We start from the raw sequence: 20,174 nt of genomic DNA, 5'->3' as shown, positions 1-20,174 counted from the left end.
CTACTGCTGGGCGGCATCGGCCGTCAGCGCGGTGGCGTAGCGGGTGCGCAGCTCGCGCTTGAGCACCTTGCCGGTGGGGCCGGTCGGGAAGTCGCCCTCCTGCTCGGCCACGAAGACCGCGGCCAGCTCGGCCAGGCCGGCCGCCGCCATGGCCTTGTTCGCCGCGTCGAGGATCCTGGCCGGGTCGGTGCCGAGCGCGCCCTGCTGGAGCCGGACCACGGCGATCGGCTGCTGGCCGTCACCGAGCGCGCCGGGCACGCCGATGACCGAACAGTCCATCACCAGGTCCTCGCAGTCGGCGATCAGCACCTCCTCCAGCGGGAGGCTGTAGACCGGGCCCGCGGCGGTGTTGATCACGTCGACCGTGCGGTCCAGGTGGTAGAACCGGCCGTCCTCGGTGCGGCGGGCGATGTCGCCGGTCAGCCAGTAGCCGGCCAGCTCGAAGCTGCTGGTCAGCTCCGGGTCGTTCCAGTAACCGGGGGTGCGGGACGGGGTCTTGACCGCGAGGTAGCCGACCGTGCCGTCCGGCACCTCGTTGCCGTCGTCGTCCAGGACGGCGGCGTGCTCGACCACCTCGACCGGCAGGCCGACGCAGCGGTCGTCGCGGGGCGTCTCCGGGGTGGTGACCTGGCCGAACAGCGCCATGCCCATCTCGGAGGAGCCCAGGCCGTCGACGAACCGGGAGCCGGGCAGCACCGCCTGGCCGGCGGCGCCCTCGGGGAGCAGCCAGGGCTGGATCAGGCCGGAGGGCCGCTCACCGAGCCGCACCAGCCGGCGGATGTGGCCGAAGTGCGCCGAGTCGCCGGTGTTGAACCAGGTGTGCACCTTGGCGGCGGCCTCCACCGGGGCCTCGCCGGTGGCGAGTTCGACGAAGGTGCGGGCGAACGAGGCGACCATGGTGGGCTGGAAGGCCTTCATCACCGGCTCCACCGCGGTGCGCCGCCAGTCGCCCATGGTCAGGGTGGGCAGGCCCAGCAGGATCGTGGTGAGCAGGTAGCTGAGACCGCCGGCGTGGGTGTGCGGCATCAGCGACAGCAGCCGGTCGTACGGCTCGGCCGGGAAGCGCACCATGCGCGTCTCCTTGCCGACCCAGAACTGGCGGTGGGCCACCATGGTGGACTTGGGGGTGCCGGTGGTGCCGGAGGAGTGGATCAGCCCCACCACGTCCTCGGCGGCGTGCCGGAACGGGTAGACGTCCGGGAGCGTGCCCGACTCGGGGTCGTGCGCGCGGATCTCCGCAGACGGCACGATGAACCGGGGCCGCGGCTGCCCGGGCTTGTAGGCCGCCGAGATCAGCCGCGGGTCGTCCGCGACCAGGCCGACCACGCCGACGTGGTCCAGGTAGCGCTTGGCCGTCGCGATCGGCATCGCGTCGTTGACCAGCGCCGGGACGGCGCCGAGCGCGGTGAGCGCCAGGAAGTGCAGGATCGGCTGGAGGCCCTCGGCGATGTAGAGCGCGACCGGCTCGCCGGGCCGCACGCCGTTCGCCCAGTACCAGCGGGCGTACTGGTCGCGGATGGCCGCCAGCTCGTTCAGGCTGTACCCGCGCAGCGCGACCTGCCCGCGCTCGTCCGTCCGGTGGCTGTAGACCAGCGGCACGTCGGTGTTCGGGTTGTACTTGAGGGCGTACTCCAGGAAGTTGCCGGCCCCCAGGTCGGGATCGACCAGGAACTTCTGCCGCACCGGGAGCGGCGCGATGGGGCTGAGGTCACTCATGGGAGCTCCTGGTGCTCGGGACGGTTTCCGACACTGCGACGTGGGAGCGCCACCACTCGCGCCCCGCCTCGCCGAGGGTCTGGATCGGGTCGTAGTACTCGTACGACTTGGCGAGCGCGTACGGGTCGTCCTGTTCCAGTGAGGTCACGTAGTTCTTGGACCAGTACGAGATGCCGCGCTCACGGTCGTAGTGCTCGGTCTGGTGCACCCAGCGCTTGCCGACGAACGGCACGTCGCAGACCAGCCGGGGCGTGGCGAAGCCCGGCAGGTACCCCATGACCGCCTGCTGCAACGCCTGGGTCTCCCACAGGGCGAGGCGCCAGTGCTCGGCGTTCGGGATCATGTCGCAGAGGTAGAAGTAGTACGGCATCACCCCGGCGCCGTCGAGCAGCGCGAAGCACAGGTCGAGCAGCGACTCGGGGGTGTCGTTGACCCCGCGCAGCATGACGCCCTGGTTGCGCACGTCGCGCACGCCGAGGTCGAGCATGCTCCGGGCGGCCCGCGCGTTCAGCGGGGTCACCTGCTGCGCGGAGTTGGTGTGGGTGTGCACGGCCAGGCTGACGCCGCGCTCGCGCGCGGTGGCGGCCAGCCGGCCCATGGTGCGCTGGGCGTCGTCGCTGAGCCAGTGCTGCGGCAGGTCCATCAGCGCCTTGGAGGCCAGCCGGATGTCCCGGATGTGGTCCAGCTCCAGCAGCGCCGAGACGAAGGACTCCAGCCGGGGCCACGGCACGTTGGCCACGTCGCCGCCGGAGACCACCACGTCGCGGACGGACGGCGTCCGGCGCAGGTAGTCCAGCATGGCGTCGTGGCGGTCGGCCTGCTTGACCGTGAACTTCAACTTGAGGATCTGCGGCGTCGAGTTGCCGACCAGGTCCATCCGGGTGCAGTGCCCGCAGTACTGGGGGCAGGTGGAGACCAACTCGGCCAGCACCTTGGTCGGGTAACGGTGGGTCAGTCCCTCGACCACCCACATCTCCGCCTCGTGCAGCGAGTCCCGCGAGGCGTAGGGGTGCGAGGGCCACTCCGGGTCCCGGTCGGAGAACACCGGCAGCATGTGCCGGCGCACCGGGTCCGCGTACATGCTCTCGGCGTCCGGTTCGGCGTGCGGCACCATCATGCTGAGCACGTACGGCGGCAGCAGCAGCGACATGGTCGCCCGCTCCGCCTGGTCGCGCTCCACGTCGAGGTAGAACTCCTCGGACAGCAGGTCGCCGTAGGCCGCCCGGAGCTGGCGGACGTTCTTCACGCAGTGCACACGCTGCCACTGCGGATCGTGCCACTCCTGCTCGGTCACCTCGCGCCAACCGGGGATCCTCCGCCAGTCGGGCTCCACCAGGGCTCTGTACCGATATGAGTAAGGCTGTTGCAACACACTTCCCCCGCAACATCGGTGTAGTGGGAAAAACCGGCGCGGTCGTGACATGGGAAGGAGCGGCCCGAAGCCGCCCGTCGGAAATCCCGTCAGGAAAGTGAGTGAAAGTCGCTCGGAGCCGAGGAGATACGGCTCGCTCAATCCCCCGTGTCACGGCACAGCTCGGTGCCTTGCCGGGATTGATCCTGCGCCGTCCGGGAGCGGCGATCAAGCACGATTCCCGAATCGATCCATCAGCCCACCAGATCGTTGCAGGTCAGCGGTTCTGCGCCGCTCCCCCCTCCGTGAGCGACAGCACATACTGTTCACATTCGCCCACTCCCGCCCTCCCGGGGAGCTCCTGACGGACAGTGCGGCCGCCGCCACCGGGTGGCCTACCCGTTCGGGTACCCCCGTAGTACAGCCCGCCCGGGCGCACCACCGACCTGCCCGAACACGCCTGTTCCGCGCCGTCGGCGACCAGAAGACTCCAGGTGTCAGGTCAACGGCTGGCCGCCGGGTTCGGCGGGGCGGTGAGGAGAGGGCGGCATGGTGACTGCGGGCGGGGCCTGGTGGTCGGACGCGGGCGGCTACGTGCCCGAGGTGCTGGAGGCGCTGGCGGCGCACCCCGACAAGGTGGTGCTGCGCTACCCGGGTACGGAACTGACCGCGGCGGACTACCTGCGGGCCGTCACCGGCACCTACCGCACCCTGCGGGCGAACGGCGTCGGGCGCGGCACCGTGGTCGCCGTGCTCACCGCGCCCAACAGCCCGGACATGCTCGGCGTGCGGCACGCCGCCCACCTGGCCGGCGCCGCGGTCTGCTACCTGCGCTCCACCAACCCGGGCACCAGCACGGCCATGCTGCCGCTCGCCGACCAGCTCGGCATCGTGCGGGACACCGGGGCGAGCGTGCTGTACGCCGACCGGACCAGCGCGGCGCGGGCCGCCGAACTGGCCGAGCGCTCCGGCGCGGTCCTGGTCGGCCCCGGACAGGACGGGTCCGCCGGGACGGCGCCCACCGACGACCCCGGGGCCGTCGCCCCGGCGTGCGGGGAGCCCGACGACCTGGCGGTCATCATGTTCACCAGCGGCAGCACCGGTCGCCCCAAGGGGATCCGCAAGTCGCTGCGGTCCTGGGAGGGCACCGTGCGGATCGCGGTCGACACCCCCGCGGAGGCCCCCGAGATCACGGCGCTGTTCAGCACCCCGCTGAGCCACAGCGCCGGGCTCCTGGTCGACGGCGCCCTGGCGGTGGGCGGCAGCGTCGTGCTGCTGCCGGAGTTCGACGCGCGGCAGGTGGTGCGCGCCGTCGTCGAGCACCGCGTCACCCGCACCTTCATGGCCACCACCCAGCTGTACCGGCTGCTCGACCACATCGACGACCTGGGCCACCGCGACGCCTGGTCGGCCGGACTGGCCGGCCTGCGGAGCCTGAGCTACAGCGGGACGTCGGCGGCGCCCAGCCGCCTCGCCGCCGCGCACGAGGTGTTCGGCCCGATCCTGCTGCAGCTCTACGGCACCACGGAGAGCGGCCGGATCAGCTACCTCGACCCGGCCGGGCACGCCGACGCCGGCCTGGCCGCCACGGTCGGCCGGGTCTTCCCCGAGGTCGAGCTGGAGGTGTGGGACCCGGACACCGGGGTGCGGCTGGCCGACGGCCAGGTCGGCGAGATCCGGATGCGCTCCCCGCAGCTCATGGACGGCTACCTCGACCCGGCCCTGGACGCCGGCGTGCTGCGCGACGGCTGGTACCGCACCGGCGACATCGGCTACCGCGACGACCGCGGCCACCTCCACCTGCTCGACCGGGTCTCCGACGTGGTCAAGGTCGACGGGGTGAAGATCTACCCGGCCGTGGTCGAACGCGAGTTGCTGACCGTCCCCGGCGTCGCCCTCGCGGCCGTCTACGGAGTGCGCGACGCCGACGGCACCGAGCACCTCCACGCCGCCCTGACCTGCCGCCCCGGCACGCCCGTCGACCCCGAGACGGTGCGCAAGCACATCAGCGCCGACCTCTCGCCGGCCCTGGCCCCCGAGCTGGTCCTGGTGCTCGACGAACTCCCCATGAACCCGACCGGCAAGCCCGACAAGGCGCGGCTGCGCGAGTACAGCGCCGCCGCCACCGCCTGAGGCACCGCGCCGGCCCGACTCCCGTACCGGTCAACCCCCGTACTGATCAAGCCACTTTCACGTCGTGTCGAACGAGAGGAACTCCCATGCCCCGGCACCTCGACTACTTCACCCAGCAGCTCACCGAGGAGCAGCGCCGCACCCGCACCTTCCTGGAGATCGGCCGCCGCGCCGGCAACTTCCCCAGCGCCATCGCCCGCACCGCGGACGAGGAGAACGAGATCACCGTCTGGTGCAGCAACGACTACCTCGGGATGGGACAGCACCCCTCCGTCCTGGCCGCCGTCCACGACGCCGTGGCCCGGTTCGGCGCCGGCTCCGGCGGCTCCCGCAACATCGGCGGCACCAACCACCGCCACGTGGAGCTGGAGCGCGAACTCGCGGACTGGCACCGCAAGGACGCGGCACTGCTCTTCGCCTCCGGCTACACCGCCAACGACGGCGCGCTCGCGGTGATCGCGGGCAACCCCAAGGGCACCGTCGTCTTCTCCGACGAGCTGAACCACGCGTCGATGATCGACGGCCTGCGGCGCAGCGGCGCCCAGAAGCGCATCTTCCGCCACAACGACGTCGCGCACCTGGCCGAACTCCTCGCGGAGACCGACCCGGAGGCGCCCAAGCTGATCGTGCTGGAGTCGGTGTACTCCATGTCCGGTGACGTGGCGCCGCTCGCCGAGATCGCCGACCTGGCCGAGCAGTACGGCGCGACCACCTTCCTCGACGAGGTGCACGCCATCGGCATGTACGGCCCCGAGGGCGCGGGCATCGCCGCCCGTGAGGGCATCGCCCACCGGTTCGACGTCATCATGGGCACCCTCGCCAAGGGCCTCGGCACCGCCGGCGGCTACATCGCCGGGCCGCAGGACCTGGTCGACGCGGTGCGCACCATGTCGCGGGCGTTCGTCTTCACCACCTCGCTGCCGCCCGCGACCGCGGCAGGCGCCCTGGCCGCGGTGCGCCACCTGCGCGGCTCCGACGCCGAGCGGGAGAGCCTGGCCCGCAACGCCCAGCTGCTGCACCGGCTGCTCCAGGAGGCCGACGTGCCGTTCCTGTCGCCCGACTCGCACATCGTCTCGGCGCTGGTCGGCGACGACGCCCTGTGCAAGGAGGCCTCGGCGCTCCTCCTGGACCGGCACAAGCTGTACGTCCAGGCCATCAACGCCCCCAGCGTCCGGGCGGGCGAGGAGCTCCTGCGGATCGCCCCGTCGGCGACCCACACGGAGGCCGACGTGGAGAAGTTCGCCGAGGCCCTGGCGGGCATCTGGCAGGAGCTGGGGATCGCCACCGCCTCCGACCGCGCGGCCGGGCACACCACCGCGAAGGAGCTTGTGTGACCCGCTCCCTGGCCGCCGTGCTCGCCGATACGGCGGCACGGCGGCCGGACCGTCCGGCCCTGGTCCAGGACGACACCGTCGTCACCTACGGGCAGCTGTGGGACCGGGCCCGCCAGTACGCCGCGGTGCTGCGCCACCACGGCGTCGGCCCCGGCGACCGGGTGGTCCTGCTCCTGCCCAACTCCCCCCGCTTCCCGGCCGCGTACTACGGGGTCCTGGCCCTGGGCGCGGTCGTGGTGCCGATGAACGCGCAGTCCCGCACCGCCGAGGTGGAGTTCGTCCTCAAGGACTGCGACGCGCGCGCCCTGGTCTGCGAGGGCACCGTCGTCGGGCAGGGCGGGCCGGCCGCCTCGGCCGCCGGGATCGCGCTGTTCACCGTGGCGGACGACCGCTCCGGCGGGATCGACCTGGACGCCCCCCACCCGGGGCAGCCGGTCGACGGGCACGTGGCGGTCGCCCCGGACGACCTGGCGGCGATCCTCTACACCTCGGGCACCACGGGCCGCCCCAAGGGCGCGATGCTCACCCACCGCAACGTCGTCACCAACATCGAGGTGACCGCCGTCTCCCCGTTCGGGGTCCAGGACGACGACGTGCTCTACGGGTGCCTGCCGCTGTCGCACACCTTCGGGCAGGTCTGCGTCATGGGCACCTGCTTCCTGGCCGGCGCCACCCTCGTCCTGGCGCCCCGGTTCGCCGCCGAGCAGGCCCTCCAGGAGATGGCGCGCCACGGCTGCACCGTCTTCATGGGCGTGCCGACCATGTACCACGCGCTGCTGGAGGCGGTGGCCGCGGGCGCGCCCGCGCACCGGCTGCGGCGCGCCTACAGCGGCGGATCCGCCCTGGCCGTGCCCGTCCTCAACCAGGTGCGGACCGTCCTCGGCTGCGAGGTGTACGAGGGGTACGGCCTGACCGAGACCTCGCCCTGCGTCTCGTACAACCACCCGGGGACGCCGCCGCGGCCCGGCACCGTCGGGCTGCCGGTCACCGGTGTGGAGGTGGCCGTCGCCCGCGCCGACCTGGAGGGCCGCGTCGAACTGCTGCCCGTGGGCGAGGTGGGCGAGGTCGTCGTCCGGGGCCACAACGTGATGGCCGGCTACCTCGGCCTGCCGAAGGCCACCGCCGAGGTGCTGGTGGACGGCTGGTTCCGGTCCGGGGACCTCGGGCGCCTGGCACCGGACGGCTACCTCACGCTGGTGGACCGGAAGAAGGACGTGATCATCCAGGGCGGCTACAACGTCTACCCGCGCGAGGTCGAGGACGTGCTGCTGCGCCACCCGGGCGTCGAGCAGATCGCGGTGGTGGGTGTCCCCGATCCGGCCCGCGGCGAACAGGTCTGCGCCGTCGTGGTGCGCCGGGACGGCTTCGGCACCGACCCCGAACTCGTGGACGGACTCGACGAGTTGGCCCGCCGGGAGTTGACCGGCTACAAGCGGCCGCGCCGGGTGGAGTTCGTCGAGCGGCTGCCGCTCGGCCCCAGCGGCAAGGTCCTCAAGCGCGAGCTGGTCACGCTGCTGCTGGCTTCGCCAGCAGGCCGAGTTCCATCGCCCTGACCACGGCGAGGGTGCGGTTGGGGCTGTTGAGCTTGGCGAGGATGTTCCCCATCAGCCGCTTGACACCGTTCTCCGAGATGCCCAGTGCGCGGGCGGCCTGCTTGTTGCTCAGGCCGCCCGCGACCAGTTCCAGGACCTGGGTCTCCCGCGCCGTCAGCGCGACCGCGGGGCCGGGGTCGGCGGGCACCAGCAGGCGCCGCGCCAGGCTCGCCGACACGTGGAAGCGCCCGGCGGACACGTCGGCGACCGCCTCCCGCAGCAGGCTGAGGTGGAGGGCCGACCGGTCCACGAAGCCGTGCACGTGCGGGGCCCAGGCCGGGGTCATCCGCTCCTCGGGGCCGACCAGGACCACCAGCCGCACGTCGTGGTCGCGCAGCCGCCGGGCCGGCGCCGCGTCCGGGGCCTCCGCCAGCTCGGCCGCGGAGGTGAGCAGGAGGTCCGGCGACAGCTTCGGCGCCGCCTCCGCGGCGTCGGCGACGGTCGGGTAGCTGAAGATGCTCGCGATCGACTCCAGGGAGTGCAGCATCCCTTCGAGCCCGTAGCGGTGGATGTCCTTGCGGACCGCCAGGGCCACGGTGAGGCCCGGCGAGGACGGAAGCGTCGGAAGGTGCATGATCTCCTTCTCCTGTGCGTACGAGGGTGGGGCCTCGGGTCGTGCGAGGGTGGCCGCCCCGGACGGGGCGGCCACCCTCCTTGCTTGTCAGGACCGGTCGGTCAGGACCGGCTCGCCCTCGGGCCGGGGAGCGGCCGTCGGGACGCTCTGCGGGACGACGGCCGCGGGGGCCTGCTGCCGCACCAGCCAGAGGCCGGTGAACACGGCGCTCACCAGGGTGACGACCCCGGCGGTGAGGAACGCGGTGTTCAGACCGCTGCTGTAGGAGGCGCCGTGCTCCTGACGCGTGCGCACGATGGCGCCGAGCACCGCGACCCCGAAGACCGCGCCGATCTGCCGCGTGGTGCTGCTGATCCCCGAGGCGAGGCCGCCCTCCTGGACACTGACCGAGGATATGGCCGCCCCGGTCAGCGGGGACATGGTGAGGCCGAAGCCGACACCGGTGACCGCCAGGCGCCACCACACGTTCAGGTACGGCGTGTCCGTGTGCACGGCGGCCATCGTCACCAGCCCGGCCCCGGCCAGGACCAGGCCCACGGTGACGACGCTGCGGAAGCCGAACCGCGCGGCGATCCGGGCGGCGTACGGGCTGCAGACCACCATCGCGAGCGTGCACGGCAGCGTCTCCATCGCCGAGCGCAGCACCGAGTGGCCCTGCACGGTGGCGAAGAACTGGGTGAAGAAGAAGCCCGAGCCCATCAGACCGAAGCCGACCACGATCATCGCCGCGTTGGAGACGGTGAACAGCCGCAGCCGGAACAGGCGCAGCGGCAGCATCGGCCTGGCCGAGCGGGCCTCGACGACCAGGAACAGCACCAGCAGGACGACCGACGCGGCGAAGCAGGACAGGATCAGCGGCGCCGTCCAGCCCTTGTCACCGGCCTCGGTGAGCCCGAAGGCCAGCGTGCCGACGACCAGGAGCGCCAGCACCTGGCCGGGCACGTCGAGCGGGGGTGCTTCGGGGTTGCGCCGGTCCGGAAGGGTGCGCGCGCCCACGATCAGCGTCACCACGCCGATGGGGATGTTGATCAGGAAGATGGCACGCCAGTCGAAGGCCTGCACCAGCAGGCCGCCGGCCGCGGGCCCGACCGCGAGGCCGATGCCGCTGAACGTGGCCCACTGGCCGATCGCCTTCACCCGGTCCCCCGGTGCGGGGTAGCCGGAGGCGAGCAGCGCGAGGCTGGCGGGGCTGAGCGCCGCGGCCCCGATGCCCTGGAGGATGCGGGCGGCCAGCAGCCAGCCGACCGAGGCGGACAGGCAGCACGCCAGCGAGGCGAGCGTGAACACCGCCATGCCGCCCAGGAAGACGCGCTTGCCGCCGAAGCGGTCCGCGAAGACGCCGCCGGCCAGCAGCAGCATCGCCACCGCGAGCACGTAGGCGTTCACGATCCACTGCAGCCCGGTCAGGGTCGTGTCCAGGCGCTTCTGCATGTCCGGCAGCGCCGCGCTGGTGATGGTGTTGTTGAGGAGGACCATGAACTGCCCGATGCAGGTCACGGCGAGTAGGGCGACCCTGTTGTGGGGACGGATCCCGTCGGACACAGGGGTGGCTCCTTATCGAGAGTCGGGGTTCTGGGACGCGGGGAAGGAAGGGTCGGGGTCGGACGGGTGGTCAGGTGCTCGGCCGGTCGGGCGGGGGCGGAGCCGGGTCAGTCCGCGCCGTACATCGACTCGATGGCGTCCGCGTGCAGCTCGGCTATCGCCGTCCGGCGCAGGCTGAGCTTCGGCGTCAGCTCACCGCTCTCCGGCGTCCACGGGCCGGGCAGCAGGCGGTACTTCTTGATCTGTTCGACCCGGGCGAGGACGGCGTTGGCCTCGGCGACGGCCTGGTCGAGGGCGGCCCGGACGGCCGGGTGGCGGGCCGGGTCGGCCAGCTCCGCCGCGTCGACCCCGTTGGCCCGCGCCCAGGTGGGCAGGGCGTCCTCGTCCAGGACGAGCAGCGCGGTGACGTACCGTCGGCGGTCGCCGATGGCGGCGGCCTGGCCGATCAACGGGTGGGCGCGCAGCAGGGATTCCAGTCTGGTCGGGGCGATGTTCTTGCCCCCAGCGGTGATGATCAGCTCCTTCTTGCGGTCGGTGATGGTGACCAGGCCGCGGTCGTCCACGGCGCCGACGTCGCCCGTGGGCAGCCAGCCGTCGGCGTCGGTGGCGGGGTCGAGGCCGCCGTCGGCGCGCAGGTAGCCCGCGCACACCACGGGGCCGCGCAGGAACAGCTCGCCGTCGGCACCGGTCCGGATCTCGATACCGGGCCCCGGACGGCCGACCGCGCCGAGCGCGAAGACCTCCGGCGTACTGACGGTGGCGGCCCCAGTGGTTTCGCTGAGCCCCCACACCTCGTAGACGGAGAGCCCGAGCCCGGCCAGGAACTCGAGCACGGCGGTGGGAATGGGCGCCGCGCCGCTGAGGGCGCGGTGACAGTCGTCGAGCCCGATGGCGGCTCGCAGCGGCTGCAGCACGACATCGTCCAACTTTTCATACTGGGAAGCAAGTTCGTTCGGGACCGACCGCCCGGCCGACCGCAGCCGGTACACCTCGACGGCGGTCTCCCGCGCCTCGTCGACGGCCGCGGCCTCCGCGGGCGGCAGCGCCGCGAGCCGGGCGCGCGCCGCGACCGCCAGCTTCTCCCACACCCGCGGCACGCCGAAGAGCGCGTGCGGGCGCACCGCCCGCAGGGCGGAGGCCAGTTGGGCCGGGTCGTCGCAGATGGTGACGTGGCCCGCGTTACAGATCGGCATGTAGATGCCCAGCACCCGCTCGGCGATGTGCGCCAGCGGCAGGTGGGCGATCGTGCGCGGGTGCGCGGGCACGGGGACGAGGCGGTCCTGCATCATCGACTCGTGGATGACGTTGCGGTGCGAGAGCACCACGCCCTTGGGGTCGCCGGTGGTGCCCGAGGTGTAGACGACGGTCAGGGGCGTGTCGGGCGTCGCGGTGTCGGTCAGCTCGTCGAAGGCGCGCTCGTCGGGCAGTTCGCGGGTCAGCTCGGCGTACGTGACGTACCGCGGGTCACCCGCGGGGACGGCCGCCGGCTCCACCAGCACGACCGCGCGCAGCCCCTGCATCTCCGTCAGCACCGGCTGCCAGCGCCGCAGTTGCTCGGCACCCTCCAGGACCACGACGGTGGCCGCGCTGTGCCGGGCCACGAAGCGCAGCTGTTCGGTGCTCAGCGTGTCGTAGGGGGTGCAGGCCAGCGCGCCGAGGTGGACGGCGGCCAGGTCGGTGATCCAGTGCTCGGGCCGCTTGGACATCGCGATCAGCACCCGCTCGCCGCGGGACAGGCCGAGCCCGGCCAGGCCGTGGGCGAGCGCGGCGGTCTCGGCGCGCAGCTGCGACCAGGTCCGGGTGGTGGCGTCGGGGCCGGTGCCGCCGGTGAGCGCGGGACGGCCGGGGAAGGCGCGGGCGTTGCGGCGCAGCAGCCGGGTGATCGTCAGGTTCCCGGTGTCGACGGACGGTCGGGGCGGTGTCGCCGATGCCACGGCGGGCTCCTTCGGTTGCGGGGGTCGTTCCTGGGTCACTCGGCACCGTCGCGGCCGCGCGGGCGCACCACCAGGGGGAGGCTGCGCGGGTACGGCAGGGAGCTCGTCGCCATCCGGATCCGGGCGCCGGGCGCGATGCGCAGCTGCCAGCGGGCGGCGAGGGTGGCCAGGGCGACGGTCATCGTGGTCGCGGCGAGGTGCTCCCCGATGCAGCGGTGCGCTCCGACGCCCCAGGGGACGTAGGCGCCGGGCGGCGGGGCCTGCTCGGGGTCGGCCGCGGCGCGCTCCGGGTCGAAGCGGTGCGGGTCCGGGTAGACGGCCGGGTTGCGGTGCACGGCGCGCGGGCTGTAGCCGACCTCCGCGCCGGCCGGGACGAGGGTTCCGGCGAGGACGACGTCGTGCCGGGCGCGCCGGGTGGAGAGCATCGGCGCGTGCAGCCGCAGCGTCTCGTCCACGACCTTGCGGGTGTACGAGAGCTCCCTGACCCGGTCGTAGCCGAGCGGCCGACCGTCCAGGACGCGGGCGGCCTCGTCGTGCAGCCGCTGCTGGACCTCGGGCCGGACGGCCGTCTCGAAGACCGCCCAGGTCAGCGTGGTGCTGGTGGTCTCCAGGCCGGCGAAGACCAGGATCAGGGCCTCGCCGCGGATCTCGTGGTCGGTGAAGGGGCGTCCGGTGTCCGGGTGGGTCGCCTTCAGCAGGATGTCGAGCACGTCGGGCACCGGGCCGGGGTTGGCCCGCCGGTCCCGGATCAGCGCGTCGATGACGGCGTGGAAGCGGCCCATGGCGGCCTGGAAGCGCCGGTTGGCTGGGGTCGGCAGGGTCGTCAGGGCCTCGGGGAAGACGGTCCCGGCGAGCAGCTTGCCCGAGATCAGGCTGAGGGTGTGCCGGATGTCGCGCACCACGGCCGGGGCGAGGTCCGCGCCGAACAGGGAGCGCAGCACCACGGCGGCGACGAAGTCGGAGACCTCCTCGTCCGCCCGGACCGGCGTGCCGGGCCGCCAGGCGCCGAAGCGCCGCTGCGCCTCCTCGACGATGGCCCCGGTGTGGTCGCGCACGCTGGTGCGGCTGAACGCGGGCTGGAGGGTGCGCCGCTGGTGCCGGTGGCCCGCGCCGTCGGAGGCGATCGGCGGGTTCCCGAAGTGCCCGGCCAGGACGTCGAAGAAGCGGCCGCGTTCGAAGGCCGCGGTGTCGACCTGGATGCGGTGCACCAGGGCCGGGTCGTTGGCCAGGTACAGGCCGACGGGCCCGAACCCGACCCGCACCAGCGGGTCCCCGGTCCTGGTGGACTCGAAGAAGGACAGCGGCCGGCGCAGCAGTGCGGGCACGTGGCCCAGGACGGGTACCCGGCCGGGGGCCGGCGGGCAGGGGGCGGTGGTGGTCGCTGGCATGGTGCTACGGGCTCCTCGTCGTTGCCTGGGCGGCGGGTTCCGCGGTCAGTGGGAAGCGCCGGGCACGGTGCCGACGGCGAGCACGTTGCCCTCGCTGACGTAGCCGTCGGGGTCGTCCAGCGGGTGGGCGGGGTCGGCCGGGTCGGCGAACCGCCGCCACCCGTCGTCGAGGCCGAGGGCCAGGGCCTGCCCGGCCAGTTGCGCGCACGCGGCCTTGTAGAAGTCCTGGGCGGCGGGGGCCAGGGGGGCGTGGTGCTCGATCAGGACGGTCCGCCCGCGCACCCCGGTGAGCCCGGCGCTCCTGAGGTGCCGCTGGAGCTCGCGGGTGCGCAGGAGTTGCCGGGCGTAGCCGGGGCGCGCGCCCGCGGCGCGGAAGAAGTCGGTGAACAGGTAGGGGTCGGCGGGCCGGGCGGTGATCAGGTGAGCGTCCAGGTCCTTGACCGCGACGGTGCCGCCGGGGCGGACGACCCGGATCAGCTCCGCGAGCGCCCGGTCGAGTTCGTCGTCGTCGAGGTACTGGACGGTGTTGGCGCACCAGACGGCGTCGAAGCCGTCGTCCGGGAAGGGCAGGTCCAGCAGGTCCGCCGTGCGGACCTCGGTGGGGCAGGGCAGCCGCCAGGCGGCCGCGCGCTCGGCGGCGAGCGCGGCGTTCTCCTCGGCCAGGTCGACGGCCGTGATCCGGCCGCCGGCGCCGACCAGCGCGGCCAGGTGCGGCAGGAAGTCGCCGGGGCCGCAGCCCGCGTCCAGGACGTGCTGTCCGGGGCGCAGGCCGGCCCGGCCGAGCAGGTCCAGATAGGTCTCCTCGCAGGCGCGGAAGTGCGCGTCGACGATGGCGTGGTGGGTGAAGCCGAGGCCGGTCGAGGAGGTGTGCCCCCAGGCCTCGTGGTCCTCGGTCAGCACGCCCGGGCCCCGCTCCGGGCGTCCGCCGTGGCGTCGACCTCGGCCAGCAGGCCGCGGAGGGCGTCGGTGACCGCCTCGGGGGCCTCCAGGGGCTGGAGGTGGCCCGTGCGGGTGAGGGTGATCAGGCGCCCCTGCGGCAGCGCGTCCGCGACGTACCGGGACTCCTCCGGGGCGACCAGGGCGTCCTGCGCGCCGGCGATCACCAGGGCGGGCACCCGGGCCGCCCGCAGGACGTCGGTGGAGTCGGGGCGGGCCGCGATCGCCCGCTGGGCCCAGGCCAGCGCGGCGGGGTCGGCGGCGCGCGCGTCGGCGAGGACCCGGGCGAGCAGGTCGGGGCGCTCGGCGCAGGTGGAGTCGGCGAGCAGCAGCGGGGTGACCCGCTCCACCAGCACGGGCCGGTGGGCCGGGTCCTGGACCAGTTCCGCGAAGCGGAGCCGCTGGGCGGCGTCCTCGGGGTCGTCGGCGGTGGCGCGGGCGGAGAGCAGGGCGAGCCCGGCGACCCGGTCGGGGTGGCGGCGCAGGAACGCCATCGCCGCGTAGCCGCCCATGGACGATCCGGCCAGGACGACCCGGTCCAGGCCGTGCCCGTCGAGCGTGCGGGCCAGGTCGTCGGCGACCACGTCGAGCGAGGGCGGGGCGTCGCCGAGCGGGGCCGATCCGAAACCGCGCTGGTCGACGGCCAGGACGGTGCGCCCCAGGGCGCGCAGGGCGCGCTCCTGGGCCGCCCACATCGAGGCGTGCAGGGAGAGCGCGTGCAGCAGGACGACGGGCGTGCGGGCGCCGGGCCTACGGGTGGCGGGTGTCCGGGGGGCGGTCACGGTCACCGGGAGGCCTCCGCCTCGGCCGTGGTGATGAACTCCCGCACGTGGTCGTGGACCTCGGCGCCGCGGACCCACGCCAGGGTGACCGGGGCGGGCGGCAGGTCGTGGATCGGCACCACCGCGATGCCGGGCGGCGCGAGGTCGGCGAGCGAGACCAGCGAGATGTGCACGGCGTCGCCGGCGGCGACCGTGCGCATCATCTCCGGGACGGTGCGCACCCGGCGCACCCGGCGGATGGGCCGCCCGGCGGGCGTGCGCGCCGGGACCACGTCGTCCCACACGTACGCGGGGAAGTCCCCGGGCGGGGCGAAGGCGTCGTAGTCGGCGAGCTCCTCGATGGAGACCGACGCCCGGCCGGCCAGCGGGTGCCCGGAGCCGACGACCACCGCGCGGGCGTCCTCGGTGAGCACCCGGCTGGTGACCAGGTCGGGTTCGTGGATGCCGAACTTCACGATCATCACGTCGAGTTCGCCCGCCCGGACGCCGCGGAACGGGTCGGCGATGTCGTACTCGACCAGCCGCACGTCGGCCCGCTCACGGCCGGCGAGCCGGACGATGCGGTCCACCACCTCGGTGGAGCCGTGGTAGCCGAACCGGACGGTCGGGGGGTTCCCGGCCGTCGGGATCCGCTCGGGGGTGGGGGTCTGCTCAGGCAACGCGTGCCTCCTCGGTCAGTCCGGCGGCCGCCTTGAGCCGTCCGGGAAGGTGCTTCTCGGTGGTCACGCGCACGGTGACCAGGTGCGCGGGGGCCCCGACGATCCGGGGCACCTGGTGCACCACCAGGTGGTCGCCGGGCGCGATGTGGCCGTCCAGGACGGCTTCCGCCAGCACGTGGTTGACGTGCACCAGGGCCTCCGAGATGGTGCACTCCGCGGTGGCGACGTACAGGTCGCGGCGGGCCCGCGGCCGGCCCGGCGGGTGGGGCCCGCCGGGGATCTCGACCAGGGTGTCCGGCCGGTCCGGCAGCCGGGCGGGCGCGTCGAAGGCCTTGAGCAGCCTGCGCAGCGCGGAGGTCCGGGCGGCGGGCCCGGGCGCGGTCCAGGCCGCGGAGCCGTCGGCGGCGGTGTGCGCGAAGCGGAACCGCTCGCGCAACTGCTCCGGGTTGCCGGCGAGGAAGACGGTGCGGGTGAAGGAGGTCCGCCAGTCCGCCGCCTGCCGGGGTTCGACGCCGAGGGCGAAGACGCAGGTGTCGCGCACCCACCGGGCCAGGTCGAAGGCCTTGAGCACCACCACGACCGAACTGCCCGTGTCGCCCTCCGCGGTGATGTCGCCGCGGGCGGCGGTCAGGCCGTCGTACGAGGTCAGGTCGTGCCGGGCGGCGAGGTCGGGACGGGCCGCGCGGATCCGCATCGCCTCCTGTTCGCGCAAGCAGTCCTGCGTGGTGGAGGCGGCCCCGGCGCTCACAGGAACACCGCCCGCAGCAGGTCCTCGGCGGGCGCGGCGCGGCGCCTGCCGAGGAGGTGGGAGGTCAGCCGGTAGGGGTTGACGTACACGTGGTCCTTCCGGTGCTGTGCCAGCTGCTCCCGGAGCGCCGCGGCGTCCGCCTCCGGACCGGCCTCCTCCAGCAGGCGTTCGGCCCGCCGGAGGCACTGCGCCAGCAGGTCGGAGCGGAACGACTGCTGCCGGCCGGGGCCGAGCACGGCGATGAAGTACAGCCGCATGCCCAGGCGTACGGCGTCCTCGTGGTGCTCGGCGCGGGCGGCGTCGATCAGCGTCCCGGCGTGCAGCCCCCGCCAGCCGCCCTGCCGCGCGGAGCGGATCCGGCCCTCGATGGGCACCCGGCCGACCGGCACCCGCCGCACGCGCGGGCCGAACTCGCTCAGCACCCGCTCCAACTGCTGGTAGTCGGAGTCGAGTTCGTGGTCGTAGAGGAGCACCAGCTCGTCGAAGTCCGGGGCGAGCGGGATGAGTTCCCGCAGGGCGCAGGCCAGGTAGTTCGGCCGCCCGTCCGCGGTGACCAGCCGGCGCAGCGGCAGTCCGAAGCGGGTGAGGTCCAGGTAGACGGGGCCGCCGACCTCGCGCTGGTCCAGGCACATGCCGAGCGCGGTGAGCCGGTCGAGGACGGCGTCCAGGCCCAGGCCGGGCGGCTGGTGCCGCAGCAGTCCCGGGTCGTGCAGGCCGAGGGCCGCGTAGTGCCCGGACCACAGCTGGAGGACGCGGGTGCCCACCGGGTGCACCCAGCCGCGTTCGACCGCCTCGGCGTACGGGAGCAGGGCCTGCGCGGGGGCGCGCTCGGCCGCGCGGAAGGCGACGTACAGCTCGCCGATCCGCTCCTCGGTGAGGTCGCCGTAGTCGGTGGCGCCCCGGCTGCGGTCGAGGAACTCCCAGAAGCCCAGGGTCTGTTCGGTGGCGTGGTAGGTGGTGTGGCTGTAGCGGTAGGCGACGTCCGCGAGGGGGCGGGTGGCCCGGTACATCACGTCCGTCCACAGCAGCCCCTTGAGGTGGCTCGGCGTGAGCGGCTTGGACGGGGTGATGGTGACGGGCGCGAGGAGCACCCGGGGGCGGTCCGCCGCGTCCGGTCGCGGGCGGGGGCCCGCCACCGGGAGGGTCGTCGTCATGCGCGAGTCCCTTCTGTCGCGGTGACCCGGCGCAGGAGCTCGTCCCGGCCGGGCGGCGGGGTCGGCGCGGGGCCGGCGGGGGCCGCCTGCCGGACCCGGGCCAGGAACTTGTCGTCGGCGAACAGCTGCGCGGGCGTGCGCAGGGTCATCAGCATCCGGGTGAGCCCCCGCCAGACCGTGCCGTCGGTGCGGGCCGCGGCGGCGATCTCCGCGCCGGAGGGCAGCCCGCCGGTGGGCGGCACCGGCACGGCGGGGCGGCCGTCGACGGCGGCCTGCCAGCGGGCGCTGCGCAGCCGGTCGGCCCCGGCGGCCTGCTCGTACCAGGGCAGGAACAGCTCGTGGGTCATCCGGGCGACGGCCAGGCGCTGCGCGGCGTCGACGTCGGGCTGCTCGGCCAGCAGGTCGGCGAGCCGGAAGGCGTGGTCGAGGGCGAGCGACATGCCGCGGCCGAAGAGCGGGTTGGTGATGCAGGCGGCGTCGCCGACCTGGAAGAGGCCCGGGACCGGGACCTGCCGCGGGCCGGCCGCCCCGCGCAGGGTGTTGGGCGGGCTGGAGATGACCCGTACCGGCGAGATCGGGGAGCTGACGCCCTCCTCCAGCCAGGGGGCGAGGCCCGGGGTGGCGCGGGCGGCCGCGGTGAACCCGGTGCGGGTGCGCAGGCCGGCCTGGAGGACGCGGTCGCCCGGCAGGGAGCCGAGGGCGATGGAGAAGGTGCCGTCGTCGCCGGGGTGCAGCACGCCCGCGTAGTGGTCGTAGACGTCCCCGACGCCGTGGCCGCGGTTGAGCGGCCCCGGCAGGGCACGGCCCCGCAGCCGGTAGAAGCGGGTGTGGCCGACCAGCCCGGACGCGCTGGTGCGGTCGGCGGTCACCGGGATGCCGGCGTGGTGCAGCCAGCGGCGGGACAGCGCCCGGCGCCCGGTCGCGTCCACCACGATGTCGGCGCGCACCCGCTCGCCCGCGCCGGTGACGACGGCCGCCACGCCCCGGTGCCCGGGGTGGAGTTCGAGGCCGGTGACGGTGGTGTCGTGCCGGACGGTGACGTCGGGCGTGTCGCTGACCGTCCGGTGCAGCAGCAGCTCCAGGGTGGAGCGGCGGCAGCCGAGCGCGACCAGGTCGCCGTCGCCGGGCTCCGGGGCGCTGTCGGCGGCGTCGGCGGGCAGCGCCCGGGTGAGGTCGAGGACCGTCGCGCCCGCGGCCCCGGCGTCGGCCAGCAGCCGCGGTGCGCGTTCGCGCAGGACGCGGACGCCGAGCGAGGTGAGGGTGTGCGACTGGAGGCCCTGGGGCGCGGTCGGGCGCCGCCACCCGGAGCCGGGATCCGCGGTGGACCACTGCGGCGGTCCCGGGGCGCGCTCCAGGACCAGCACGCGGTACCCGGTCCCGGACAGGGCGAGCGCGCTCGCCAGCCCGGCGACGCTTCCGCCGACGATCACTGCGGTCGGCATGTCAGCGCCGCCGCCCGTGGACGAAGAAGACCCGCCGCACGTCGCGCTCGCTGCGCGGCGGCACCGGGTCGGGCCAGCGCCCGAAGTCGGCGCCCGCCTCGCCGGGCTGGGTCGCCCGCACGTCGAAGCCGTGCCGGTCGAAGAGCTCCTCCGGCTCGTCCGTGCCGAACAGCCAGGGGCAGCCCCAGCCGCTGAACACGTCGAGCAGGCCGCGCATGTGGGGCAGGGTCAGGGCGGCCGCGTTGACGATGTCGGCGGCGATCCGGCTGCCGGGGGCCGAGATCGCGGCCACCCGCTCCAGGACGCGGTGGGCGTCGGGCGCGGGGACGTAGTAGAGGAGCCCTTCGAGCAGCCAGGTGGAGGGGACGGCGGGGTCGTACCCGGCGGCCTCCAGACGGGCCTCCCAGTCGGGCTCGGTGAGGTCGACGGCGACCGTCCGGTGGTCGGTGCGCGGCTCGGTCGCCCCGAGCCGCTCGGCCTTGTGGGCGAGCACGGCCGGCCGGTCGACCTCGAACCAGCGCACCCGCTCGGGCCAGTCCAGCCGGTAGGCGCGGGAGTCCATGCCGGCCGGGGCCAGCACGATCTGGGTGGTGTCCTGGTCCTCGGCCGCCGCCCGGAGGTAGTCGTCGAAGAACCGGGTGCGGATCGCGTTGTAGTCGGGGGTGCTCGGGACGGTGCGCTCGCGGCCCGGCGGGAAGGTCGCGCGGATCACCTCGGCGAGCAGTTCGGGACCGATGTCCCCGGCGAGGGCGGCGGCGTACGGGTCCTCGTACAGCCGGTCCGGGCGCTTGCTCTCGGCGGCGCGCAGGGCTGCGGTGAGGAGCGCGGTGCGTTCGACGGCGTCCAGTGAAGCGGTCATGTCGGTCCTCCGGTTGGTGGGTGCGCAGGC

The 20,174-nt window shown here is 74.2% G+C and carries 16 protein-coding genes; 3 read left to right on the top strand and 13 right to left on the bottom strand.

Going from position 1 to position 20,174, the window contains the following annotated elements; translation table 11 throughout:
• Both ACFXOZ_RS02195 and ACFXOZ_RS02190 read right to left on the bottom strand, forming a co-directional pair.
• Positions 1-1,716: a class I adenylate-forming enzyme family protein gene (locus ACFXOZ_RS02195; protein WP_380523200.1), complete on the bottom strand. Its 1,716-nt coding sequence runs from the start codon at positions 1,714-1,716 to the stop codon at positions 1-3.
• Entirely contained in the window at positions 1,709-3,049 is a 1,341-nt protein-coding gene (locus ACFXOZ_RS02190; RefSeq protein WP_375887229.1) for a KamA family radical SAM protein, read from the bottom strand. Before ACFXOZ_RS02190 ends, ACFXOZ_RS02195 begins: the two co-directional genes overlap by 8 nt.
• Positions 3,050-3,616: 567 nt before the next feature.
• On the opposite strand from ACFXOZ_RS02190, the gene ACFXOZ_RS02185 reads away from it, so the two are divergent.
• The 3 genes from ACFXOZ_RS02185 to ACFXOZ_RS02175 all read left to right on the top strand — a co-directional run bounded on the left by ACFXOZ_RS02185 (position 3,617) and on the right by ACFXOZ_RS02175 (position 8,087).
• The gene (locus ACFXOZ_RS02185) at positions 3,617-5,200 is read left to right on the top strand and encodes a class I adenylate-forming enzyme family protein (RefSeq protein WP_380523201.1); all 1,584 of its coding nucleotides are present in this window, start codon (positions 3,617-3,619) and stop codon (positions 5,198-5,200) included.
• Between the two features lie 86 nt (positions 5,201-5,286).
• Complete coding sequence (gene hemA / locus ACFXOZ_RS02180; protein ID WP_380523202.1) at positions 5,287-6,534, top strand: 5-aminolevulinate synthase; 1,248 nt, start codon at positions 5,287-5,289, stop codon at positions 6,532-6,534.
• Positions 6,531-8,087 carry a long-chain fatty acid--CoA ligase gene (locus ACFXOZ_RS02175; protein ID WP_380586670.1) on the top strand — a complete coding sequence of 519 codons (1,557 nt, stop codon included), beginning with the start codon at positions 6,531-6,533 and terminating at the stop codon, positions 8,085-8,087. The genes hemA and ACFXOZ_RS02175 overlap by 4 nt, the downstream gene beginning before the upstream one ends.
• On the opposite strand, the gene ACFXOZ_RS02170 is transcribed toward ACFXOZ_RS02175, so the two are convergent.
• The 11 genes from ACFXOZ_RS02170 to ACFXOZ_RS02120 form a co-directional block, all read right to left on the bottom strand.
• Positions 8,041-8,700 carry a LuxR C-terminal-related transcriptional regulator gene (locus tag ACFXOZ_RS02170; protein WP_375887218.1) on the bottom strand — a complete coding sequence of 220 codons (660 nt, stop codon included), beginning with the start codon at positions 8,698-8,700 and terminating at the stop codon, positions 8,041-8,043. The genes ACFXOZ_RS02175 and ACFXOZ_RS02170 overlap by 47 nt on opposite strands.
• 87 nt (positions 8,701-8,787) lie before the next feature.
• Entirely contained in the window at positions 8,788-10,176 is a 1,389-nt protein-coding gene (locus tag ACFXOZ_RS02165; protein ID WP_380586733.1) for an MFS transporter, read from the bottom strand.
• A 173-nt stretch (positions 10,177-10,349) separates the two neighbouring features.
• Entirely contained in the window at positions 10,350-12,176 is a 1,827-nt protein-coding gene (locus tag ACFXOZ_RS02160; RefSeq protein WP_380586667.1) for an AMP-dependent synthetase/ligase, read from the bottom strand.
• A gap of 35 nt (positions 12,177-12,211) precedes the next feature.
• Entirely contained in the window at positions 12,212-13,564 is a 1,353-nt protein-coding gene (locus tag ACFXOZ_RS02155) for a cytochrome P450 (protein ID WP_380523206.1), read from the bottom strand.
• Positions 13,565-13,609: 45 nt separating this feature from the next.
• Positions 13,610-14,464 carry a class I SAM-dependent methyltransferase gene (locus ACFXOZ_RS02150; RefSeq protein ID WP_375887209.1) on the bottom strand — a complete coding sequence of 285 codons (855 nt, stop codon included), beginning with the start codon at positions 14,462-14,464 and terminating at the stop codon, positions 13,610-13,612.
• Entirely contained in the window at positions 14,458-15,288 is an 831-nt protein-coding gene (locus tag ACFXOZ_RS02145; protein WP_375887207.1) for an alpha/beta fold hydrolase, read from the bottom strand. Before ACFXOZ_RS02145 ends, ACFXOZ_RS02150 begins: the two co-directional genes overlap by 7 nt.
• Positions 15,285-15,941 (bottom strand): LysR substrate-binding domain-containing protein, encoded by a 657-nt coding sequence (locus ACFXOZ_RS02140; RefSeq protein ID WP_375887204.1) that lies wholly within the window; start codon positions 15,939-15,941, stop codon positions 15,285-15,287. Before ACFXOZ_RS02140 ends, ACFXOZ_RS02145 begins: the two co-directional genes overlap by 4 nt.
• On the bottom strand, positions 15,934-16,653 hold the full coding sequence (locus tag ACFXOZ_RS02135; protein ID WP_375887202.1) for a DUF6182 family protein: 720 nt from the start codon (positions 16,651-16,653) through the stop codon (positions 15,934-15,936). Before ACFXOZ_RS02135 ends, ACFXOZ_RS02140 begins: the two co-directional genes overlap by 8 nt.
• A 32-nt stretch (positions 16,654-16,685) precedes the next feature.
• Positions 16,686-17,843: a hypothetical protein gene (locus tag ACFXOZ_RS02130; protein WP_375887200.1), complete on the bottom strand. Its 1,158-nt coding sequence runs from the start codon at positions 17,841-17,843 to the stop codon at positions 16,686-16,688.
• On the bottom strand, positions 17,840-19,285 hold the full coding sequence (locus tag ACFXOZ_RS02125; protein ID WP_380586664.1) for an FAD-dependent oxidoreductase: 1,446 nt from the start codon (positions 19,283-19,285) through the stop codon (positions 17,840-17,842). Before ACFXOZ_RS02125 ends, ACFXOZ_RS02130 begins: the two co-directional genes overlap by 4 nt.
• A gap of 1 nt (position 19,286) precedes the next feature.
• Positions 19,287-20,144 (bottom strand): class I SAM-dependent methyltransferase, encoded by an 858-nt coding sequence (locus tag ACFXOZ_RS02120; RefSeq protein ID WP_380586661.1) that lies wholly within the window; start codon positions 20,142-20,144, stop codon positions 19,287-19,289.
• Positions 20,145-20,174: the final 30 nt, after the last annotated feature.

Origin of the sequence: Kitasatospora sp. NPDC059160 (assembly GCF_042755465.1) — a bacterium.
Lineage (GTDB): Bacteria > Actinomycetota > Actinomycetes > Streptomycetales > Streptomycetaceae > Kitasatospora.
The sequence above is the reverse complement of the archived record's forward strand: the minus strand, read 5'-3'. Positions and strand labels throughout refer to the sequence as shown.